The sequence below is a fragment of the Herbaspirillum sp. LeCh32-8 genome (assembly GCF_017814915.1).
GTDB lineage: Bacteria > Pseudomonadota > Gammaproteobacteria > Burkholderiales > Burkholderiaceae_D > Herbaspirillum.
On record NZ_JAGIPZ010000001.1, the window covers coordinates 435,559 to 455,466 of the forward strand.

Below are 19,908 nucleotides of genomic sequence, written 5' to 3' on the forward strand. Positions count from 1 at the left end.
TGCGGGAGTAGCTCAGTTGGTAGAGCGATACCTTGCCAAGGTATAGGTCGAGAGTTCGAGACTCTTCTCCCGCTCCAAAATCGAAAAAGAGGAAGCCTGATGGCTTCCTCTTTTCGTTTCTGCTTTTCCTTCCTGTTTTTTCTCATCTGTATTCGCTGCCGGTGTCGCCGTACCGGGGAGCTTTCGTGCTGCTTTCGCCGCGCGCGATGAATCGCCGAGGGGCGGTATTCAGACACATCACGATAGTTAGGACAGCGCTTTTTTTTGCGTCGTTTCCATGCGCCGATCCGGTGGGAGTGGCTGCGATTTTTGTTGATTTTTCTTGCCGGAATTCATGTGTGGCACAACAATTTTTGAGTCCAAGCAACGAAAATCAACTTATCGCACCACAAGCGCGCGATAAGTGAATTGCACAATTGCTATTGCCGGGTTTCCCATCTACATTGAGCGAAGCAGGCGTTCGCCTGTTCAACTCCATTTGATTCGGGGGAAACAATGGACAGCTTTCAAAAAGAGATTGATGAAAGAACCAATCTCACGGCATCCAACAAGTTCGAGCTTCTGTTGTTCCGTCTGGGGACGGATCCGCACGGAGAGCGTTCCGAGCTGTTCGGCATCAACGTGTTCAAGATTCGCGAGATCGTTCCGATGCCGCCGGTTACCAAGGCCGCAGGCACGCAGTCGCCGATGCTGGGCATGGTCAACATTCGTGGCCAGATCATTTCCGTGATCGACTTGCCGGCCGTGGTGGGCTGTACGCCCAAGACCGGGCTGAACATCCTGCTGGTGACCGAATACGCGCGCAGTACGCAGGCCTTTGCGGTGGAGTCGGTGGATGAGATCGTACGCCTGGAGTGGAAGCAGGTGTTGTCGGCCGAAACCAAGGCCGGCGGTCGCTTCGTCACCAGTATTGCGCGTCTGGATTCCGATCAGGAGACCAGCCGCCTGGCGCAGGTGCTCGACGTCGAGCAGATCCTGCACGAGATCATGCCCAGCAATCGGGAAGAGAAGGTGGCCGGCATGGTCAAGGTGGATGGCCGCATGAAGGCGGGCACCATCGCCATCGCGGCGGATGACTCCAAGGTCGCGCGTTCGCTGATCGAGCAAGGCCTGAATGCGATGGACATCCCGTTCGAGATGCACAACACCGGCATGGATGCGTGGCAGAAGATCCAGCGCATCGCGCGTGAAGCGCGCGCTGAAGGCGTACCGATCACCGACAAGATCGCTTTTGTGCTGACCGACCTGGAAATGCCCGAAATGGACGGCTTCACGCTGACCCGCAACATCAAGGCGGATGATTTCCTGAAGCGGATCCCGGTGATCGTCCACTCCTCGCTGTCCGGCGAGGCCAACGAGGATCACGTGCGCAGCGTCGGCGGCGATGCCTATGTCGCCAAGTTCGAGGCCAATGCGTTGTCAGCCTCCATCCTGAGTGTGTTGAGTCCCGTGCCTGCCTGAGCACCACTGGAAGCCCAGCCTTCAGCGCGCCAACAGAACGCAAAAACGCCGGGTGCATGCCCGGCGTTTTCTTTGGCTCGGCCTCGCCGCCGCGATTTGAACTGCCAGAAGCAGGGCGCAGCTGTTCCTCCCTCGGCGGCGCGCTATCTCGTATACTGTCGTCCTTTCCATTCCTGTCGCGCCACAGGCGGTGGTCCAGCCGGCCGTCACTTCCATCACCTCATTGACCTGTTCATGCAGATTCCCGCCATTGCCCCCATTTACGATGCAGAACTGGCCGCGCGCCTGGATCGTCGCATCGACGACAAGACCAAGCCGCAGGGGAGCCTGGGCGTGCTGGAGCGACTGGCGCGGCAAATCGGCCTGATCCAGCGCAGCGAACGGCCCGTGACCGCCAGGCCGGCCATCGTGGTGTGCGCCGGCGACCATGGCGTGACCGCGGAAGGCGTGTCGGCCTATCCGCAAAGCGTGACCTGGCAGATGGTGGAAAATTTCCTGGCCGGCGGCGCCGCCATCAACGTCTTTGCGCAGCAGAACGCTTGCGCGCTGCATATCGTCGATACCGGCGTGAACCATGATTTCGGAGTGCGTGCCGGCCTGGTCGATCGCAAGGTCGCGCCGGGCACGCGCAACTTCTGCGAGCAGGCCGCCATGAGCTCCGCGCAGTGCGAGCGCGCTCTGCAAGCCGGCATGCAATTCGTCGACGAGTTGGATTGCGACGTGCTCGGTTTCGGCGAGATGGGCATCGGCAACACCACCGCAGCTGCCGCACTGATGGCGGCGCTGACCGGCATTGCCGCGCGCGACTGCGTGGGCGCGGGCACCGGCCTGGATGAGCAGGGCGTCGCCCGCAAGCGTGAAGTAGTCGAGCGCGCTCTGCGCCTGCACGCCGATGCGCGCGATCCGCTGGCCATCCTGGCCGCGTTCGGCGGTTTCGAGATCGCCTTCATCGCCGGCGCCATGCTGCGGGGCGCGCAGCTGCGCAAGGTCTTGCTGGTGGATGGATTCATCGTTACCTCTGCGCTGCTGGTGGCGTCTGCCCTGCAGCCTGCGGTGCAGGACTATTGCGTGTTCTCGCACTGCTCGGATGAGGCCGGGCACCGCCGCATGCTGGATCACCTGAAGGCGCGTCCGCTGATGCAGCTCGACCTGCGTCTGGGAGAGGGCACCGGCAGCGCGCTGGCCTTGCCGCTGCTGCGCGCGGCGGTCAACTTCCTGGAGCGCATGGCGACCTTCTCGTCGGCCAGCGTCAGCGGAAAACATGACTGAGCCGATCGGCGACGGCACCCTGCAAGCGCCCTCCAGCCGGGGCGCGCTGCACCAGCTGCGCCTGTTCTTCATCGCATTGCAATTCTTCACGCGCCTGCCCATCCCGCGCTGGGTGGGCTTTCACGCCGACTGGCTGCAGCGCTCGACCCGTTACTTCCCCCTGGTCGGCTGGGTCGTGGCCTGGGCGGCGGCGCTGGTCTATGTATTGGCGGCGCAGTTGTGGCCCCAGCCGGTCGCGGTGCTGCTCTCGACCATCGCCGGCATCTGGCTTACCGGCGCTTTTCATGAAGACGGTTTCGCCGACGTGTGCGACGGCCTGGGCGGCGGGCTCACGCGTGAGCGTGCGCTGGAGATCATGCGCGATTCGCGCGTCGGCGCTTACGGCGTGATCGGCATCGCGCTGCTGCTGGCGACTAAGGTGGCGGCGCTCAACGCGCTGCTGCCGTTCCAGCTGCTGGCCGCGCTGGGGATTGCTCATCCGTTGTCGCGCTGGCTGGCGACCTGCCTGATCTGGCGGCTGGACTATGTGAGGGAAGAGGGCAAGGCCAAGCCGCTGGCGCAGCACATGGGCGGCGGCGAATTCCTGCTGGCCACCTGTTTCGCGGTCGTGCCCGTGATAGGTGTGATTTGCCTGGGCATGATGTCGTGGCAGCGGGTTGTGGCCGGGCTCGTGTTGGCGGCGATCGCCGCGGCCTGGCTGGCGCGTCGCTTCGTCAGGCGCCTGGGAGGCTATACCGGCGATTGCCTGGGCGCCGTGCAGCAATTGAGTGAAACCGCTTTTTACCTGGGCGCGCTGGCCGCGACGCCCGGCATCTTCAGATATTGATCCCATGAAGCTCCATCTCGTTCGCCATCCCCAACCCATCCTCGACAAAAGCTACTGCTACGGCAGCAGCGACGTGGCGGTCGCCGCAGAGACGCTGGAACTGTGCAGCGAGCTGGTGGCGAGCCAGCTGCCGCGCGGCGTGCCGATCTGCTCCAGCCCCTTGCAGCGCTGCGCCGATCTGGCTCTGGCATTGGCGCAAGCATTGGGTGTGGAAAGCATCGCGTTGGATAGCGGCCTGCAGGAGATGCATTTCGGCAGCTGGGAGCTGCGCGCCTGGGACGACATCGCCTGGGCCGAGGTCGAGGCCTGGAACCGCGATCTCGCGCATCACGCCCCGGGCGGCGGAGAGACCCTGGTGAACGTTGCGCAGCGCGTGTGGGAAGTGTTTGATGAGCTGTGCCTTGCGCGGGTGAGCGACACCATCGTGGTGTGCCACGGTGGTTCGATTCGCATGCTGCGCGCCTGCGCCGCGTGGCAGGCAGAGCATGGCGCCGGGGCCGCGCCGGATGCTACCGCGTTTGAGGCGATCGCCCTGCGTGCAGCGGCGGACCGGCGCGACATCGGCTTTGGCGAGGTGCTGCTGCTGGAGGTGGCGGAAGCGGCGCAACTGGCGGGATAGTTGCAGAGCGGGGTGGGGCTATCAGCGCCTCTCCGTCGGATGGCAACATTGGCGGCGACCGGTAAAGCGGCAAAGCAAAAAGACAAGAGACCTGACGGTCTCTTTTTTTCGTCCCGCATCTGCAGCAGATATCCCGCATCCGCCTGTTTTGGGGACGCATGAGGGCCATGCCATGCGGCAAGTGGACTCAGGAATTTCCTTATACGATTACCAACTTTTTTTAACTACTATTTGACCAATAGTCGCAAAAGGTCTTGTTTCCAATAGTAATATGTGGAAAAAATGACAACTAATTTTGGAGTGTTTTCTCATGGCAATTGATATGTCCGGCAAGACGGTTCTCATCGTCGACGACAGCAAGGTTTCCAGGATGGTGATCAAGGCGCATATCATTGCGGCGCATCCGGACTGGAAAGTGCTGGAGGCGGGCAATGGGGAGGAGGCCGTCAAGCTGGTCGACCAGTCGCCGCCGGATTTCTGCACCATGGATATCAACATGCCGGGGATGCTCGGCACCGACGCCGCCGCCGCGATCCTGCAATCGCATCCGCAGGTGCGTATCGCCATTTTCTCGGCCAATATCCAGGAAACCGTCCAATCGCGCGCCCAGCAACTGGGTGCGACCTTCGTCGCCAAGCCGGTGACCGAAAAGTCGATCGGCCAGGCCCTGCAGCACTTCCTGGGGGCAGCGTGACGATACTCTCCGAGATCGAAACCGATGCGCTGACCGAAATCTTCAACGTCGGCGCCGGGCGCGCTGCGCTGAGTTTGTCGGAAATCGTCGGCGATGAGGTTCGGTTATCCGTGCCGTCGGTCGAAGTGCTGCGCACGCGCGAAATCGATGAGCGCGTGCTGGCGCTGGCCAATGCGCGCTTCGCCACCGTCAGTCAGATTTTCGACGGCCCCTTCGATGCCGAGGCGGTGCTCTTGTTCACGGAAGAGCACGCGCTGGAGATCGTACGCGACATGATGGGCTCGCAGATGAGTCTGGACGAACTCGCCGAGTTCGAGCAAGAAGCCATGTGCGAGCTGGGCAACATCATCCTTAACGCCTGCCTGTCGGCCATGGCGGATATGCTGGGCATCACGCTCAATAGCTCGCTGCCGAACTACGCCGTCTCTTCCCCGGCCGAGATTTCCACGCGCCTGGCTACCGGCGAAAGCGAGGAGACCTACGTCCTGGTACTGCATATCGATCTGGTGATCGAAAAGCACCACACCGAAGGGCACCTGATCTTCCTGTTGAGCTCGACTTCGCTCAACAAACTCGTGACGCACATCCAGCGTTACCTGAACAACATCGCGCTGTCATGACCAGCATCGTTCCAGGCCGCTTTGCCGCTGAAGACGTCTATGACAATCTGAACTTCGGATTGGTCATGCTGGACAAGGACTTCAACATCCTGCTCTGGAACCAATGGATGGTCAGGCACAGTCGTGTGCCGGCCGAAGGCGCCCTGAACGCCAACTTCATCGCGCTGTTCAACCAGCAGCTGGCGCCGGGCTTCCTGCGTGCGCTGTCCAATACCATCAGTTACGGCTTGCCCGCGATGTTGTCGAGTGCCTTGCATCGTTCGCCGCTGCCGCTGTATCACGTCTATGTGCCCAACGACGGCGAGCCGCCGGCGCGCATGGTGCAATCGGTGGTGATGACGCCGATTGCGGCGCCGGACGGCAGCCGTTCCTGCCTGATTCAGATCAGCGACTCCAGCCACTCGGTCAAGCGCGAGAAAATCCTGATGTCGCACTCCGAGGCGCTCAAACGCCAGGTGGTGACCGACGGTCTGACCGGCGTGAACAACCGTCGCTTCTTCGACGAGAACTACACGCTGGCGTTGCAGCAGGCCATGCGCAACCACAGCACGTTGTCGCTGTTCATGATCGACATCGATTTCTTCAAGCAATACAACGATCACTACGGACACGTTGCCGGCGACCGCGTCCTCAAGCGGGTGGCCGAGACGCTCAAGGAGCAGCTGGCTTCGCCCACCGACGTATTTGCGCGATACGGCGGAGAGGAGTTCATCATTCTCTCGGGCGGGCTGGAGAAGGACCAGGCGGCGGAGTTCGGCGAGCGCTTGCGCGAAAGTGTCAGTGCATTGGGAGAACCTCACGACAAATCGCTGGTCAACCGCTGTATGACGATCAGCGTTGGCGTATGTACTCGTGCTCCGGGCGAGGAGGTAGACGGCCGCAACCTGCTGGCCACCGCCGATGCCGCGTTGTACCGCGCCAAACTGGGCGGGCGCAACAAGGTGGTCTCCACCGACTGAGGGCGGCCAGACCGGCATTAATCGCCCGGTCAGTCGTCAAGGCAGCCGTCGATTACTGCAGCAAACATGGCGCGCGAGGTCGCGCCATTATCCACCGATCCATCAATTGTCCAATTCTCGGGCAATTTATAGGAAACCCTTACCCGGCAAGGCTGTCCGATCTTCAGTCGCGGCTTATCAACAGACTTGTTCACAGCTTTTGTGAGTAACTTTTTTGCCGGCGTCTAACCCGCGTGGGGCGGGGATTTGCTCACTTTGCGTATAATGCCGGGCTGCCGCACTGTTGATGGCGTGCAAATAATTTCCTTCCTGATAATGACCTGATGCGACGACTGCTGTTACTGCTGTTGACCTTCCTGCTCCCGCTGCAATTGCTGGCGGCGACGGTGGTCGACCTGCCGTCGCCGGTCGCGCAAGCGCATGCCGCTGCAAGCGCCGACGGCGAGGCGTGCCGGTCGCCTGAGGTTGCGACGATCAACCGGATTGTTGTCGATCCGGCACCCTTGCATGCCTCGACATTCGTCACTGACGGGGCTGTCGCGTCGTCTGCTGCACTGTCTGAATCCGGCGCCGGTCAGGATGGCGAAGAAGACGACGGCGCCGCGCCGTCCGCACAAGCCGAACTCGAAGATCACACCATCCCGGCGCGCATCGCAACGCCGGACATTCCCTGGCAGCCGTTCCCGCACCTCTTCTCGGCTCCGTTGAGCTGGGCCTCCTTCGTGCGCGACCAGCAACGCCCACCGCCGCTAGTTTGATGTCCTTCATGCGCTGACCGCGCCGGGCGCTTGCGTCCGGGCGGGCGCATGCCTGTGCCTTCCTTTCGCAAGTTTCGCAATGCCGCGCCGCACCGGCAGAGGTGCCACGGCGCTTCAACCACCTCGGGAAAAATCATGAAACGCATCATTCTGTTCCTCGTCACCAACTTGGCTGTGATGTTGGTGCTCAGCTTTACCGCCAGCCTGCTCGGCATCAACCGCTATCTCACCGCCAACGGCATGAACTTCGGCATGCTGCTGCTGTTCTGCGGCCTGATGGGCTTCGGCGGCTCCTTCATCTCGCTGTTCATGTCCAAGACCATCGCCAAGTGGTCCACCGGCGCGCGCGTAATCGAGCAGCCGCAGAACTCCACGGAGCTGTGGCTGATGACCACTGTGCAAAACCTGGCGACCCGCGCACAGCTGCCGATGCCGGAAGTGGCGGTGTACGACGGCCCGCCCAACGCCTTTGCCACCGGCGCCAGCAAGAGCAATTCGCTGGTGGCGGTGTCCACCGGCCTGCTGCAGGGCATGACCAAGGAGGAAGTGGAGGCGGTGCTGGCGCACGAGGTGGCGCACATCGCCAACGGCGACATGGTTACGCTCACCCTGATCCAGGGCGTGGTGAATACCTTTGTGATGTTCTTCGCGCGCATTGTCGGCTACTTCGTCGACTCCTTCCTGCGCCGTAACAACGAGGAGAACAACGGTCCCGGCATCGGCTACATGGTGACCGTGTTCGTATGTGAGATCGTGTTCGGCATCCTGGCCAGCGTCATCGTCATGTACTTCTCGCGCCAGCGTGAATATCGCGCCGACGCCGGCGCCGCGTCGCTGATGGGTTCCAACGCGCCGATGATCAATGCGTTGCGCCGCCTGGGCGGCATGCAGTCCGACGGCTTGCCGCAAAACCTGCAGGCGTCCGGCATCTCGGGTCGCGAGTCGTGGCTGGGCCTGTTCTCCAGCCACCCGCCGCTGGAGTCGCGCATCGCCGCGCTGCAGTCGCGTCGCTGATCTCCCGGTCACGCATTCGTGCGGCGCCGCGCCATGCGCCGCACGGATGTTGCCGCACCGACATGTTGACGTGTTAGGCTTGCGGTCGTCGCCGGTGCTTCTTCTTCGCAGTCACTCCAAGACCATCATCCACCCAGAAAGGATCACTGACTGATGCCCCATCACACCCCCCTCATCGCCACCATTGTCGGCGGCCTGGTTCTGGCCTTCATCTTCGGCACCTTGGCTAACCGCTTCAGGATGCCGCCGTTGATCGGCTACCTGGTCGCCGGCATCGCCATCGGTCCCTTCACGCCTGGCTTCGTCGGCGATGCCGACCTGGCGCAGGAGTTGGCCGAGATCGGCGTGATCCTGCTGATGTTCGGGGTGGGGCTGCATTTCTCGCTCAAGGATCTGCTGTCGGTGAAAAATATCGCTATCCCCGGCGCGGTGGCGCAGATCGCTATTGCCACGCTGCTGGGCATGGGGCTGGGGTGGGCGCTGGGCTGGCCGTTCGGTGAGGGCTTCCTGTTCGGGCTGGCGCTGTCGGTGGCCAGCACCGTGGTGCTGCTGACGGCGCTGCAGGAACGTCGTTTGGTGGAGACCAAGCGCGGTCGCATCGCCGTCGGTTGGCTGATCGTGGAAGACATCGCCATGGTGCTGGCGCTGGTGCTGATCCCGGCGCTCTCCGGCGTGCTGGGCGGCAAGGGCGACGCCCTGTCCGGCAACGCCTTGCTGCTGACGCTGGGCATCACGCTGGGCAAAGTGGTGGCCTTCGTGGCGGTGATGCTGATCGTCGGTCGTCGCGTGATCCCGTGGATCCTGGAGCGCATCGCCGACACCGGTTCGCGCGAGCTGTTTCGCCTCGCTGTGCTGGCCATTGCGCTCGGGTTTGCGCTTGGCTCGGCCTATGTGTTCGGCGTCTCGTTCGCGCTGGGCGCTTTCTTTGCCGGCATGATCTTGTCCGAATCCGAGCTGAGCCACCGCGCCGCCGAAGAGTCGCTGCCGCTGCGCGATGCTTTCTCCGTGCTGTTCTTCGTCTCGGTGGGCATGCTGTTCGATCCGTCGGTGCTGGTGCGCGAGCCACTGCTGGTGCTGGCGACCGTGCTGATCATTGTGGTCGGCAAGTCGTTGGCGGCGCTGCTGATCGTGCGTGCCTTCGGCCATCCGATGTCGACCGCGCTGACCATCTCGGCCAGCCTGGCGCAGATCGGCGAGTTCTCCTTCATCCTCGCCACGCTGGGTATTTCACTGGATCTGCTGTCGCCCGTCGGGCGCGACCTGATTCTTGGCGGCGCGATCCTGTCCATCCTGATCAATCCCTTGCTGTTCTCGCTACTGGACAGGCTGCAGGCGCGCGCGAGCGGCGAGGGCGATGCCGCCGCAGCCGAAGCGTCGCTGCAGACGGTGGATCTGGACGGTCACGTGGTGCTGGTCGGCTACGGCCGCGTGGGGCGCGGCATCGGCGAGCAATTGCGCGCCCAGGGGCATCCCTTCGTGGTGATTGAGGCGCAGCTGGAAAATGTCGATGCCTTGCGGGCCCAGGGCGTGCCGGTCATCTACGGCAATGGCGCTCAGAGCGAATTGCTGAAGGCCGCGGCCATCGAGCGCGCGCGCTGGCTGTTGGTGGCGATTCCGGAGGCGTTCGAGGCGGGACAACTGATTGAGCATGCGCGCGCCGCCAATCCTGCTGTGCAGATCGTGGCGCGTGCGCATTCGGATGCCGAGATCGAGCATCTGGAAAAGCATGGCGCGCATCAGGTGATCATGGGCGAACGCGAGATCGCGCGCGGCATGCTGGGGGTCATCGGCACCGGTGCACAGGGCGCTTGAGCTTCGGCGATATTTGGGTTTCGGCGATATCCCCGATATCCCGGGAGCGCAGGATCAAGCTGCGGCGTCTTGCGTCCTGCAGCATTTTTTCAGCCATGCTACAGTCCCGTCTGCCGTGGGGTTGGACTTCACGTCCACTGCACGGCAACAAGTTCTCGGGGCGGGGTGAAACTCCCCACCGGCGGTAATCCCGCGGCGCCACCCGGCGCCGGCAGGTAGCCCGCGAGCGCCCGGCAGTCGATTTGTTCGGCAGCCGGGGTCAGCAGACCTGGTGAGATCCCGGGGCCGACGGTCACAGTCCGGATGAAAGAGAACGGGATGTCCGACACCGCGTGCTGCGTTCGCAGCGTGTGAGCGGCCGCGCATTCCCACGCCCTGTTTATTCATCGAACAGGAGTCCTGAACCCATGTCTCAATCGCATCAAACGCAGCAAGCGCATCTTTCCGCAATCCATTCCCATCACGGCAAGCGCATCGCCTTCGTCCAGGCCAGCTGGCACAAGGACATCGTCGACCAGTGCCGCATCGCCTTTACCGAAGAAATGGGCAAGCTGGGCTGGCCGCTCGAGAGCATCGATTTCTTCGAGCTGCCCGGCGCCTTTGAAATCCCCCTGCACGCAAAAGTGCTGGCCAAGACCGGCAAGTATGCCGGCATCGTCGCCAGCGGCCTGGTGGTCGACGGCGGCATCTATCGCCATGACTTCGTCGCGCAATCGGTGATCTCGGCGCTGATGCAAGTGCAGCTGGAGTCCGAAGTGCCGGTATTCTCGGCAGTGCTGACGCCGCATCATTTCCATTCGCACGGCGAACACCAGACCTTCTTCCACGAGCATTTCCTGGTCAAGGGGCGCGAGGCGGCACATGCATGCGCCAGCACCGTGGCCAAGCTGGCGCAAGTGAAGGCGGCTGCGGCGGCGCAGCCGGCGTTGAACGCGGCGTAACCCAGTTCGCTTCATGAGGGAGGGCGGCGCAATGCCGCCCTCGCGCCAAACGGCATTCATTGAAGTAATGTTCTTGATGCTTGTGAAGCATTTGCTTACAAACATTACGCCTTTTCTCTAGATGCACTGTGAGTGCAGGCCTATATTCACGATACGTATTCCAGAACAAGAGGAGCCATCGTGAAAAAATCGATTTCCATGATTGCCGGCATGTTTGCCATTGCGGCCGTGGCCGGTCTTTCCGCCGCCCCGGCCATGGCCGGACATGTGTCCATCGGCGTCAACATCGGCGTGCCCGGCGCTTACATGGCGCCGCAGCCGGTGTATGTCCAGCCGGCGCCGGTGTACGCGCCGCCGCCTCCGGTGTATGTGCGCCCGGCGCCGGTCTACTACGTCAACCCGGCGCCGGTGTACGTGGAGCGCGACTACTATCGTCGTCATCGCCACTGGCATCGTCCGCCGCCGCCTCCGGGCTACTGGCATCGCTGATGCGCAAGCGTCCGGCTCGACGCCAACATCGGTATTGAGCGCGGCAATAAAAATGGCGGCCTTGGGCCGCCATTTTTTGTTGTCTGCACGATGCTGGAGGCTTACTTCTGCGCCGGCTTGTCGTCGTCTTCGGTGTCCACCAGCAGATAACGCTCGGCCGCGCCGAAGAAGCGATCATAGAAATCGGAAGAGCGGATGGTTTCGCTGGACACGCGCACCATGGAGTCGTCGCTGCTGCCGAACGGCATCGATACCGAACCCAGCACGCCCACGCCCAGGCTGGCCGACGAATTGCTCTTCTTTAACGCGAAGCCATCCTGGGTGGCGCTGACGAACATGGTCGAGCTCTTGCCGTTGCCATTGGAGGCGCACACCACGTGGAAGGCGATTTCCATGTGCTTGTCGCTGGCCGGCTGGAAGCTCTTGTTGCCGTCCAGCGAATTATCGGTAGTCTTGTTGATGATGTAGCCCTGGCCCAGCAAGGCGCGGCGCGCGGCCTCGCATACCGCTTTTTCGCTGCCGGGGAAGCTGCGCGAGAAGGCGCTGGTGTCGCTGAACTCTTCCTGATGATAGAACGCGGTCTTGCCGGTCGTGCAGGCGGCAAGGCTCAGGGAGAGTGCGGCGATGAGGCAGGACAAGCGAGAAAAGCGCGAGCGTGACATGTGGGGCGTACGGGACATGATGCAGCGGATCTCCGGCGGCAAAAAATCGGGTGGCCTGAATTGTAAGGGATTCGATGCGCGGCGGGTTTGTCGAGTTCGTAAATATCAGTAACGGTCGCGTAATCGGTAGTAACGTAGCTGATCGGTCGCGCATGTTCATGCAACGTGCTCGCGGGGAAATTTCCGTCCGGCCGCGCTCCTGCCGGTTTGCATGAGGCCTGCTATGCTTGACGGCATCGCATACCTGATGCGGCCAATCACGGACCATCATACGGATCATCACATGAGCGCACTGCAAACACTGTTCGGCATCAACATTCCCCTGATCCAGGCTCCGATGGCGGGCGTCCAGCTGCATGGACTGGCGGCGGCGGTGTCCAATGCCGGCGCACTGGGTTCGCTGCCTTGCGCGATGCTGGCGCCAGCTGCCCTGCAGGAGGAGCTGACCAAGCTGCGCGCGGCCACCGACCAGCCCTATAACGTCAACTTCTTTGCCCACACCAATCCCGAGCCGGACGCGGCCCGCGAGCAGGCGTGGCGCCAGGCGCTGGGGCCGTACTACGAAGAGTTCGGCATCGATCCCGCGTCGATCGGCGCCGGTCCCGGTCGCCAGCCCTTCAGTGCGCAAGTGGCCGACTTGCTGGAAGAGTTCAAGCCCAAGGTGGTCAGTTTTCATTTCGGCTTGCCGGCGCCGGAGCTGATGCAGCGCGTGCGTGCCTGGGGTTCGCGCATCATTGCGTCGGCCACCACGGTGGAGGAGGGCAAGTGGCTGGCCGAGCGCGGCGTCGATGCCGTCATCGCTCAAGGCGTGGAAGCGGGCGGGCATCGCGGCATTTTCCTGTCCGACGATCTCACCACGCAGATCGGCACCTTCAGTCTTGTGCCGCAGCTCGCGCGCGCGCTCAAGGTGCCGGTGATCGCCGCCGGCGGCATTGCGGATGCCAACGGCGTGGCCGCGGCGATGGCGTTGGGCGCGGCAGGGGTGCAGGTCGGCACGGCCTACATGCTGTGTCCCGAGGCCATCACCAGTGCCTTGCATCGTACAGCGCTCAAGAGCGACCGCGCGCGCCATACGGCCTTGACCAATTTATTTACCGGTCGTCCGGCGCGCGGCATCGTCAATCGCGTCATGCGTGAGCTCGGGCCTATCAGCGCACTGGCGCCGGCATTTCCCCTGGCGACATCAGGTATCGCGCCGCTGCGCGCCAAGGCCGAGGCCGCCGGCATCGATGATTTCACTTCAATGTGGTCGGGGCAGAACGCCGACGGCTGCAAGGAGATTCCCGCTGCGGAGCTGACACGTGAGTTGGCCGCAGGATTCGCCGCACACTGAAGCGCGCAGCAGCAGTCGGTTTTGTTATCGCCAGATGAGAAAGGCTGGGGCGGATCGTCGGGAAGGCGTCACAGACGTAAAATTGTTTGAGAATCTGCCCCGCTGTAAGCAATATTTAATGAATTGGTGGTATCGTCCCGGCATCAGAACTATCGTGAATCCACATGGGAACGCGCGGATTCGAACAACGCCTTGTTTAAAGATAGCAATGGATAAAACTCAGAAAGCGGAATTGGAGCGCATCCAGAAGGAACTGGTGGATGCTCACAATAAGGCTGCCTGGCAAATGGCGGCTACCATCATCAAGGCATCGCTGGTCAAGGACGGCATGGACCAGCCACCGACTGCAGCCGAGCTGGCCGATCTCAACGCCACCATCACCAACCTGCGCAGCGTCGCCGAAGACGCGCTGGAGCTGCTCAAGCGCTGAGCCTTCCCGCAGCGATAGCGCGGCACATGGCCCAGGCCATCGTGCCGTTTTTATTTGCAGGGATACAAAACATTCCCGGGAACGGCCTGAACTCGCTGTTATAATGCGAACCTTTTTCGGCGACCGATCGCCGGATTCCACCCGCCTGAGTGGTGAAATTGGTAGACACAGCGGACTTAAAATCCGCCACTTTCATGTTTTTCGGAGCTGGTAAAAACTTTCACGTTAAATTAAAATGGACAACTGGTAGCTGATGTTCATTCCTGCCGGGATGGCGAAATTGGTAGACGCATGGGACTTAAAATCCCCCGCCCGTTAGGGCGTGCGGGTTCGATTCCCGCTCCCGGCACCATCTGGATATTGGCCTTTAGGATTGAGGGTCCATGCCAGAGTCCAAAGAAAAACGTCGAGAAATAATTCCGCTACTCAGTCCCACATGTGTCAGTGAGTCGGTTTCCCCTGGTGATGTCCAGGTTAAATACCGTCATAGGGGACGAGAAGTTTCCTACCACCGTCGTTACGCTGGCCGAAAAAATGGCCCGCGTGAGATTCCCCGTGTTCCAATCGTTCTCACTGTGGACGGAAGTCCTTGGGTTGAAGCTAGTCTTTACTTGCTCGACCGCGCCAAAGGAAAGCCACTAACCACAGGCTCCCTTGCCCCAATAGCAGCCGATTTGGCCACCTACCGAGCGTGGCTCGATGAATATGGCTTCGAGTGGGACGATTTCGATAGTCACGACAAATACGCCACTCCGACTTATCAATACCGTGCGTTTCTAGGCGACGAGATGGATGCCGGCCGGCTGAAGAGAAGCCTCGCTCGGAGGCGTATCTCTAGTCTTCAAGGCTTTTACAGGCACATGATGGAGCACCCCCGCTACGGTTTTGAGCCCGTCCATCGGCCGTGGCGGGAGAAGAAGATTGGGCTTCCTTCTACTGATGGCAAGGGTTTTGAGCGAATCATTGAGGTTACCACTACTGATTTGGCTGTCGCTGGAGCCGAGACTGGAACTGCGTGGGATTTGACCATCAATGATGGTGGACAGCTGCGACCACTTCCCATGGTCGAACAGGTAGCGCTGTTCAATGCACTGAAATCGCTCGGAAACACAGAGTATTGGTTAATGCATCTTGTATCAGTCATCACAGGCGCTCGCATCCAGACCGTGCTCACGCTGAGACTCAAATACTTTCTTGCACCGCCGACGGCTCAAGGCAAGCTATTCAAACTTCAATGCGGGCCAGGAACAGGAATCGACACGAAATTCAACAAAGCCAAAGTTTGGCTGTCCATCCCGAGAGCGCTGTATGAGGCGCTGCACACATATGCCAAATCTGAGCGTGCGCTAAGGCGCCAAGATAAGTCAGTGACTGGTCGTGATGGCGATAACTATCTGTTCCTCACTCAGCATGGAAACCCGTTCTATGAGGCCAAGGACGACCTGCTGAAAATTGGGCGAGGCAAGAAAACTCAGAAAGTGGCCCAGGGCGTATGGGACTTTATCAATAAGCAAGTAATCCCCGAAGTGCGAAAGACACTCCCAGACTTCTCGTACCGATTCCACGACATGCGCGCAACCTTTGGCCTAAATTGGTGCGACGCTATCGAGCGCATCGAAGGCGGGAAGCATAGCTACCAATGGGCACTGAATCAGTTAAAGCAGCGCATGTGGCATAACGATTCAAAAACGACAGAGCATTACCTAAAGTATCGTCAAAATCACGAGCTGCTCGAAAAGGCCGAAGAAGCTTATGGATTGTGGCTGAGTGGATTGATTGAGAGCACGTGAAGATGAAGGTTAATGCTGGTTCAAGGAGCAGAATGCCTGCTCTCGCATTCCCTTGCGAAGAAGTCCCGGAGCTGTTCAAGCCTGAGAATAGCGTTCTGGAGCTGACGGACGGCTCGCGCATTTCTATTTTCAAACTTTGCTACTTAGTCCGCCCGACTGATGGGAGGTCGAACGGGGATTACACAGAAAAGTCGGCTCTCCGAATAGCAGCGCTTCCGGGCGTCCTATTGAAGTTGTCAAATTTTTTTAGAGTCAAAGGCCTCAAAAGTCCCACGCAAGCCAACTACCTTCGTTTCTTACAGAATTTTTTTGATTGGGCTGATTTAGCCGAAAATGAGGGGCGATTCGAGGCGGTGCTTACGGATACAGGGCTAGCGGTGGCGGCCATCGAAGGCTATAACGCATGGCAAAAAGCAATGGTTCAAGTGGGCAAGTTGGGGCTAAATACCGCTTCGGCTCACGTAAAGGCGCTCCGCACAATGTTGTCGGAATTGCATGAGCAGGACTATGCCGAAGAAACTGAAGTTCTGGCTGCATCTAATCGCACAAAAAAGCCCACGGTTCCTGCTGAATCATCTGATGTGCAACATTTTCTTTCTGCCGTTGCTGGTGCTTTCGACCTTTGTGCGGAAATAGTATTAAAGCCGGGCTACGCTGAGGAAAAAGAATGGGAGGTAGTGGCCACTAATGGCGCTACAGAGCAAAAGTATCTTTTTCGTCGCGATGCTGACGGGATGGTGGCCCTGGACCTGGCCTGCATGTGTTTCGCAGCCCTGGCCATCGGGGACTCAGGTACAAACGAGGCTCAAATCACTCGAATGGACTATTCGGACGAGATTTACGAACAATTGGCTGATGCGAACATCGTCACTATGCGTCGTAAAGAAGTTAAGTTCCGAGCGGGAGGTAAAGAGGTGCCCGTCCACTTCACCGCGGTTGTGCGGACACGTTTCCATACGTACTTGGCGTTGCGCACTCGAATTCTCGAACTTTTTCCGAATGATGACTTGGAAGCCGCCTTGTTTCTTCGGTTGGTTGTCGCTCAGAAAACTGAATTTGCTTCGTTTAACGCCATTGGCTGCAAACGGGTCACCGACCTCTTAGACACGCTTCGAGGACGATTCAATACTTGGTTTGGTTTGCCGCTGCCTAAGGTCACTCTACGGCAACTGCGATTGCACACTGGGAACAAATTCACTGAAATAGCCGGACCCAAAGTGTCTGCTGAACGCTTGGGTCACTCCTTGCGAACTGCCATTAGGAACTACAACAACGGGCCCCAGAGCACGCGAAACAGCGAGCTCGGGGATTTCTTTGGTTCCGTCGCTAAGAGCGCTGTAGAGGCTGCCAGGACCGGTGACGAACAAGTACCGCCAGACACTGAACTGGTAACGGGCGCCTGCAAGGAGCGAGGTAAGCCCCAGCTCTTGACTGCAGCTCCTGTTACCGTCGAGCCAGACTGTCGTAAAACAGAGGGGTGCCTGTTTTGCGCCCAATACCGAGTGCACGCAGACGAAAAAGACATGAGGAAACTGATTAGTTGTAATTATGTTATGAAGCGTCTTGCATTGAGAAGTGGCTCAGCGAACGACGTCGAGATGATTTATCAAGCAATCATGGCGCGGGTGCATACACTCCTGGCCGAGCTCAGCCAGCGAAGTCCTGACGTATTTGAAGCGGTTAAGAAGGATGTTCAGGTAAATCAGAATCTAAGCCCATATTGGGCCGCACGCTTCCGACAACTTTGCCTTCTCGGTGTAATTACCGCGCCTGTGGACTCTCAAGAAGGAGCCGGCGCATGACAACCGGAGTGGCCGATTTTTCGATACTGACTGACCCGACGGCGGAAGCTTTAGTGCCTGGTTCGAGCCGGACGTACTTTCCACCTAATCACGTGGTCACCAGAGATAGCATTGGAAATCCAGTATCTCGTTATTCAGAAGAGTCTTGGGACTTTGCCGCCATTTCGACAGCTCGAGAAACTCGAGTATGGTTTTATGGACAGACATCAGGTGTTGACCATCCGGAGCTCGATTGGCTTCTGAGAGAGCAAGGCAAGGCTCTAGTTTGCCAGTATCTCGAAGGTGGTTCTATTCGCGCTTTTTCTACGATATATCGGGTCAATCTGGTATGCGTGAAATGGTGTGAATATGCTCGAACGTGCGAAATGGAGCTGTTTGACGTTCTGTGCGCACCAGACTTGTTAAAAGAACATTTGCTCAGTTTGAGCTCTGTCGACATATCTCTCACGGGCTCTCTTATTACCGCTCTGTGGAAGGGGCGAAAGCGATTTGGTATTAAGCCAAACCGTGCGGCGTTGAGAGCTGTCATGACGGAGGTGTATGCTTCGCTGCCAGAAAACCAGCAGACACCCCTCATTCCAAGCAAAATTTACACCGCAATCCTTGGGAATCTCATTTCCCAGATGGATGTTATTGAGCATAACCTTGACCATCTCTTAGCCGCATTTCAGACTTGCCGAGACTTGGAGGTTCAACTAGACGGTGAACGCGATAGAAATCGGCGAACTGCGGCCCGGCGTGCATCCCTGGACGGATATGTGGAAAAGCTGCGCGAGCTTGGCTACAAAAGCGGTTCGATAGAAAACTTCGTCCGAGGGATGATTAACAAATATCAATCGACCTTGATGTTTGTCGTCATCGCCTTCACTGGAATGCGCGTAGGTGAGTGCGTAAAACTACCGGTGGAAAATGTCCTATCCAAAGTCATGCACCTTGATACGGCGCATTGGCTAATAAATGGCTTCACTCATAAATTACATTTTGGCATCAAAAAAGAGGCCAGTTGGGTCACGGTAGAAGAAGGGCGTCGGGCAGTGCAGATTGCTTTACGTATTTCCAACGCTGTATATGACGGTGTCGGCCGGCCGGACGGAGAGCGCATACTTTTCTGTTCGTCCGGAAATCCATGTGAAATCAAAGGCAGTACACAGCTCATCGAAGGGCGGTCATGGGTGCAATCTATTGTCTGTCCGATAATTTCTCAAGAGGACCTCAACGAGCTTGAGATTATTCGTCTCGACAGGGATTGGGAGCTTGATGGCATTGCAGTTGGACACGTTTGGCCGATTGCCCCTCACCAACTTAGGCGTTCGCTCGCGGTCTACGCACATCGCTCGGGAATGGTATCGCTGCCCAGTTTGAAGGCCCAACTGCAGCATATTACGGAAGAAATGACGCTGTACTATTCCTCAGGATTCCAAGATGCCGCGAATGTGGTCTTTGACCGAGACCATTTCTCTTACGACTGGAATTCCGCTAATGCCGAGTCATCGTATTTCGGCATGGCACTAGGAGTTTTGCTCAATAACGAGGAGCTGCTTGGTGCTGGGGCAAATTGGCTCATGAGCGACCGTGTTCAGGCTTCGCCGGTGTCTGCTCACTCGCGGGCCGAATCGCTCGAGTTATTTAAAAAAGGACAACTGGCCTTCAATGAGACGCCATTGGGCGGCTGTATGTCGACCGAGCCATGCAAGACGATGCCCTTGGAGCCCATTCAATACGAATGCCTTGAAAGTAACTGTCCCAATTTGGTTGTCTTCGGCAAGCGCCTAGACCTCGTGATACGCACTCAAGAGAACGTTGTCTCTGTGCTTGCTTCGAGCAGCCCAGATGGCGTCGAGCACCGGCTCGAGGCCGCTAACCTGCAAACACTTCTAAACGCACGTATGCGCCTCAAGCGAGTCGACCAATGAACAAGGCTACAGATAAGTATTTCGAGGCGTTAAAGCGGCTCCAGGCGGCGGGCAAGAAGATAAATAACGATACCGTAGCTATTGAGGCTGGTTCCAAGAAGGGAAGCATCAAAAGCGGGCGTCCTTCCCATGAGGCTCTCGTTCAAGCCATTGACGCAGCCGCCGCGGCCGCCAAGGATGCAAGGGCTTCTGACCCGGTGCCCGGACTTCGCGAAGACGTCAAGGGCCTCCGGCAGCGGCTGGATGAGGCCTTGGAGCGTGAAATCAACCTATTGGATGAATTGCTGACCGTGCGTTATGAGCGTGATACTTTGCGCGAAGAAGTCAAATCACTGCGCAGTGGAAACCTGCAGTTGTTCTCCAGGAAGTCCTCCGGCAAAAAGCCGCACCCAGAGGCTGACTAAGTCACCTTGCTTGAGTAGATTGACGGATTGGCAAGGGTGGAAAAATGGACAGTATCACTCGCCTGTGTCCATTTCTGCGAATTTTTGATGGACATATGATTTTTCATAACTC

General features: G+C 59.1%; 19 protein-coding genes, 2 tRNA genes and 1 riboswitch. Of the genes, 20 read left to right on the top strand and 1 reads right to left on the bottom strand.

What is annotated here, in order from left to right; all coding sequences use genetic code 11:
• Position 1 precedes the first annotated feature (1 nt).
• The 13 genes from J8I26_RS02055 (at position 2) to J8I26_RS02115 (ending at position 11,462) form a co-directional block, all read left to right on the top strand.
• Positions 2–77: transfer RNA gene (locus J8I26_RS02055), tRNA-Gly, on the top strand.
• Between the two features lie 418 nt (positions 78–495).
• Entirely contained in the window at positions 496–1,461 is a 966-nt protein-coding gene (locus J8I26_RS02060; RefSeq protein ID WP_209603576.1) for a chemotaxis protein, read from the top strand.
• Positions 1,462–1,695: 234 nt separating this feature from the next.
• Positions 1,696–2,730, top strand: coding sequence for a nicotinate-nucleotide--dimethylbenzimidazole phosphoribosyltransferase (gene cobT / locus J8I26_RS02065; protein WP_209603578.1), 1,035 nt, complete (start codon positions 1,696–1,698; stop codon positions 2,728–2,730).
• Positions 2,723–3,556, top strand: a complete 834-nt coding sequence (locus J8I26_RS02070; protein ID WP_209603580.1) for an adenosylcobinamide-GDP ribazoletransferase — start codon at positions 2,723–2,725, stop codon at positions 3,554–3,556. Before cobT ends, J8I26_RS02070 begins: the two co-directional genes overlap by 8 nt.
• Before the next feature lie 4 nt (positions 3,557–3,560).
• On the top strand, positions 3,561–4,175 hold the full coding sequence (locus J8I26_RS02075) for a histidine phosphatase family protein (RefSeq protein WP_209603582.1): 615 nt from the start codon (positions 3,561–3,563) through the stop codon (positions 4,173–4,175).
• Between the two features lie 310 nt (positions 4,176–4,485).
• On the top strand, positions 4,486–4,869 hold the full coding sequence (locus J8I26_RS02080; protein WP_209603585.1) for a response regulator: 384 nt from the start codon (positions 4,486–4,488) through the stop codon (positions 4,867–4,869).
• Entirely contained in the window at positions 4,866–5,489 is a 624-nt protein-coding gene (locus J8I26_RS02085) for a chemotaxis protein CheC (protein ID WP_209603587.1), read from the top strand. The genes J8I26_RS02080 and J8I26_RS02085 overlap by 4 nt, the downstream gene beginning before the upstream one ends.
• Complete coding sequence (locus J8I26_RS02090) at positions 5,486–6,448, top strand: GGDEF domain-containing protein (RefSeq protein WP_209603589.1); 963 nt, start codon at positions 5,486–5,488, stop codon at positions 6,446–6,448. The genes J8I26_RS02085 and J8I26_RS02090 overlap by 4 nt, the downstream gene beginning before the upstream one ends.
• Positions 6,449–6,771: 323 nt before the next feature.
• Positions 6,772–7,206 (top strand): hypothetical protein, encoded by a 435-nt coding sequence (locus tag J8I26_RS02095; RefSeq protein WP_209603591.1) that lies wholly within the window; start codon positions 6,772–6,774, stop codon positions 7,204–7,206.
• Positions 7,207–7,341: 135 nt separating this feature from the next.
• Positions 7,342–8,220 carry a protease HtpX gene (htpX, locus tag J8I26_RS02100; protein WP_209603593.1) on the top strand — a complete coding sequence of 293 codons (879 nt, stop codon included), beginning with the start codon at positions 7,342–7,344 and terminating at the stop codon, positions 8,218–8,220.
• Between the two features lie 153 nt (positions 8,221–8,373).
• Positions 8,374–10,032: a YbaL family putative K(+) efflux transporter gene (gene ybaL / locus J8I26_RS02105; RefSeq protein ID WP_209603596.1), complete on the top strand. Its 1,659-nt coding sequence runs from the start codon at positions 8,374–8,376 to the stop codon at positions 10,030–10,032.
• 147 nt (positions 10,033–10,179) lie between these two features.
• Positions 10,180–10,351: riboswitch (FMN riboswitch) on the top strand.
• An 88-nt stretch (positions 10,352–10,439) separates the two neighbouring features.
• Complete coding sequence (locus J8I26_RS02110; RefSeq protein WP_209603598.1) at positions 10,440–10,973, top strand: 6,7-dimethyl-8-ribityllumazine synthase; 534 nt, start codon at positions 10,440–10,442, stop codon at positions 10,971–10,973.
• Between the two features lie 180 nt (positions 10,974–11,153).
• Positions 11,154–11,462 (top strand): hypothetical protein, encoded by a 309-nt coding sequence (locus tag J8I26_RS02115; protein WP_209603601.1) that lies wholly within the window; start codon positions 11,154–11,156, stop codon positions 11,460–11,462.
• A 101-nt stretch (positions 11,463–11,563) separates the two neighbouring features.
• Here the strand turns inward: J8I26_RS02115 and J8I26_RS02120 are convergent, their stop codons facing one another.
• Positions 11,564–12,124: a DUF2242 domain-containing protein gene (locus J8I26_RS02120; protein ID WP_209604747.1), complete on the bottom strand. Its 561-nt coding sequence runs from the start codon at positions 12,122–12,124 to the stop codon at positions 11,564–11,566.
• A 283-nt stretch (positions 12,125–12,407) separates the two neighbouring features.
• Between J8I26_RS02120 and J8I26_RS02125 the strand changes: the two genes are divergently transcribed.
• From J8I26_RS02125 to J8I26_RS02155, 7 genes are all read left to right on the top strand, one after another.
• Positions 12,408–13,457 carry a nitronate monooxygenase gene (locus tag J8I26_RS02125; RefSeq protein ID WP_209603603.1) on the top strand — a complete coding sequence of 350 codons (1,050 nt, stop codon included), beginning with the start codon at positions 12,408–12,410 and terminating at the stop codon, positions 13,455–13,457.
• A gap of 208 nt (positions 13,458–13,665) precedes the next feature.
• On the top strand, positions 13,666–13,887 hold the full coding sequence (locus J8I26_RS02130; RefSeq protein WP_209603605.1) for a hypothetical protein: 222 nt from the start codon (positions 13,666–13,668) through the stop codon (positions 13,885–13,887).
• 265 nt (positions 13,888–14,152) lie between these two features.
• Positions 14,153–14,239: transfer RNA gene (locus J8I26_RS02135), tRNA-Leu, on the top strand.
• A 31-nt stretch (positions 14,240–14,270) separates the two neighbouring features.
• Positions 14,271–15,677: an integrase gene (locus J8I26_RS02140; RefSeq protein ID WP_209603607.1), complete on the top strand. Its 1,407-nt coding sequence runs from the start codon at positions 14,271–14,273 to the stop codon at positions 15,675–15,677.
• Positions 15,674–17,479, top strand: coding sequence for a hypothetical protein (locus tag J8I26_RS02145; RefSeq protein ID WP_209603610.1), 1,806 nt, complete (start codon positions 15,674–15,676; stop codon positions 17,477–17,479). Before J8I26_RS02140 ends, J8I26_RS02145 begins: the two co-directional genes overlap by 4 nt.
• Positions 17,476–19,392, top strand: coding sequence for a hypothetical protein (locus J8I26_RS02150; RefSeq protein WP_209603612.1), 1,917 nt, complete (start codon positions 17,476–17,478; stop codon positions 19,390–19,392). The genes J8I26_RS02145 and J8I26_RS02150 overlap by 4 nt, the downstream gene beginning before the upstream one ends.
• Positions 19,389–19,796, top strand: coding sequence for a hypothetical protein (locus J8I26_RS02155; protein WP_209603614.1), 408 nt, complete (start codon positions 19,389–19,391; stop codon positions 19,794–19,796). The genes J8I26_RS02150 and J8I26_RS02155 overlap by 4 nt, the downstream gene beginning before the upstream one ends.
• The last annotated feature ends 112 nt before the right edge of the window (positions 19,797–19,908 follow it).

Bases quoted from the DNA above. Each gene is read 5' to 3' on its own strand.
- J8I26_RS02060 (WP_209603576.1), top strand. From the start codon at position 496: ATGGACAGCTTTCAAAAAGAGATTGATGAAAGAACCAATCTCACGGCA.
- cobT (WP_209603578.1), top strand. From the start codon at position 1,696: ATGCAGATTCCCGCCATTGCCCCCATTTACGATGCAGAACTGGCCGCG.
- J8I26_RS02070 (WP_209603580.1), top strand. From the start codon at position 2,723: ATGACTGAGCCGATCGGCGACGGCACCCTGCAAGCGCCCTCCAGCCGG.
- J8I26_RS02075 (WP_209603582.1), top strand. From the start codon at position 3,561: ATGAAGCTCCATCTCGTTCGCCATCCCCAACCCATCCTCGACAAAAGC.
- J8I26_RS02080 (WP_209603585.1), top strand. From the start codon at position 4,486: ATGGCAATTGATATGTCCGGCAAGACGGTTCTCATCGTCGACGACAGC.
- J8I26_RS02090 (WP_209603589.1), top strand. From the start codon at position 5,486: ATGACCAGCATCGTTCCAGGCCGCTTTGCCGCTGAAGACGTCTATGAC.
- J8I26_RS02095 (WP_209603591.1), top strand. From the start codon at position 6,772: ATGCGACGACTGCTGTTACTGCTGTTGACCTTCCTGCTCCCGCTGCAA.
- htpX (WP_209603593.1), top strand. From the start codon at position 7,342: ATGAAACGCATCATTCTGTTCCTCGTCACCAACTTGGCTGTGATGTTG.
- ybaL (WP_209603596.1), top strand. From the start codon at position 8,374: ATGCCCCATCACACCCCCCTCATCGCCACCATTGTCGGCGGCCTGGTT.
- J8I26_RS02110 (WP_209603598.1), top strand. From the start codon at position 10,440: ATGTCTCAATCGCATCAAACGCAGCAAGCGCATCTTTCCGCAATCCAT.
- J8I26_RS02120 (WP_209604747.1), bottom strand. From the start codon at position 12,124: ATGTCACGCTCGCGCTTTTCTCGCTTGTCCTGCCTCATCGCCGCACTC.
- J8I26_RS02125 (WP_209603603.1), top strand. From the start codon at position 12,408: ATGAGCGCACTGCAAACACTGTTCGGCATCAACATTCCCCTGATCCAG.
- J8I26_RS02130 (WP_209603605.1), top strand. From the start codon at position 13,666: ATGGATAAAACTCAGAAAGCGGAATTGGAGCGCATCCAGAAGGAACTG.
- J8I26_RS02140 (WP_209603607.1), top strand. From the start codon at position 14,271: ATGCCAGAGTCCAAAGAAAAACGTCGAGAAATAATTCCGCTACTCAGT.
- J8I26_RS02150 (WP_209603612.1), top strand. From the start codon at position 17,476: ATGACAACCGGAGTGGCCGATTTTTCGATACTGACTGACCCGACGGCG.
- J8I26_RS02155 (WP_209603614.1), top strand. From the start codon at position 19,389: ATGAACAAGGCTACAGATAAGTATTTCGAGGCGTTAAAGCGGCTCCAG.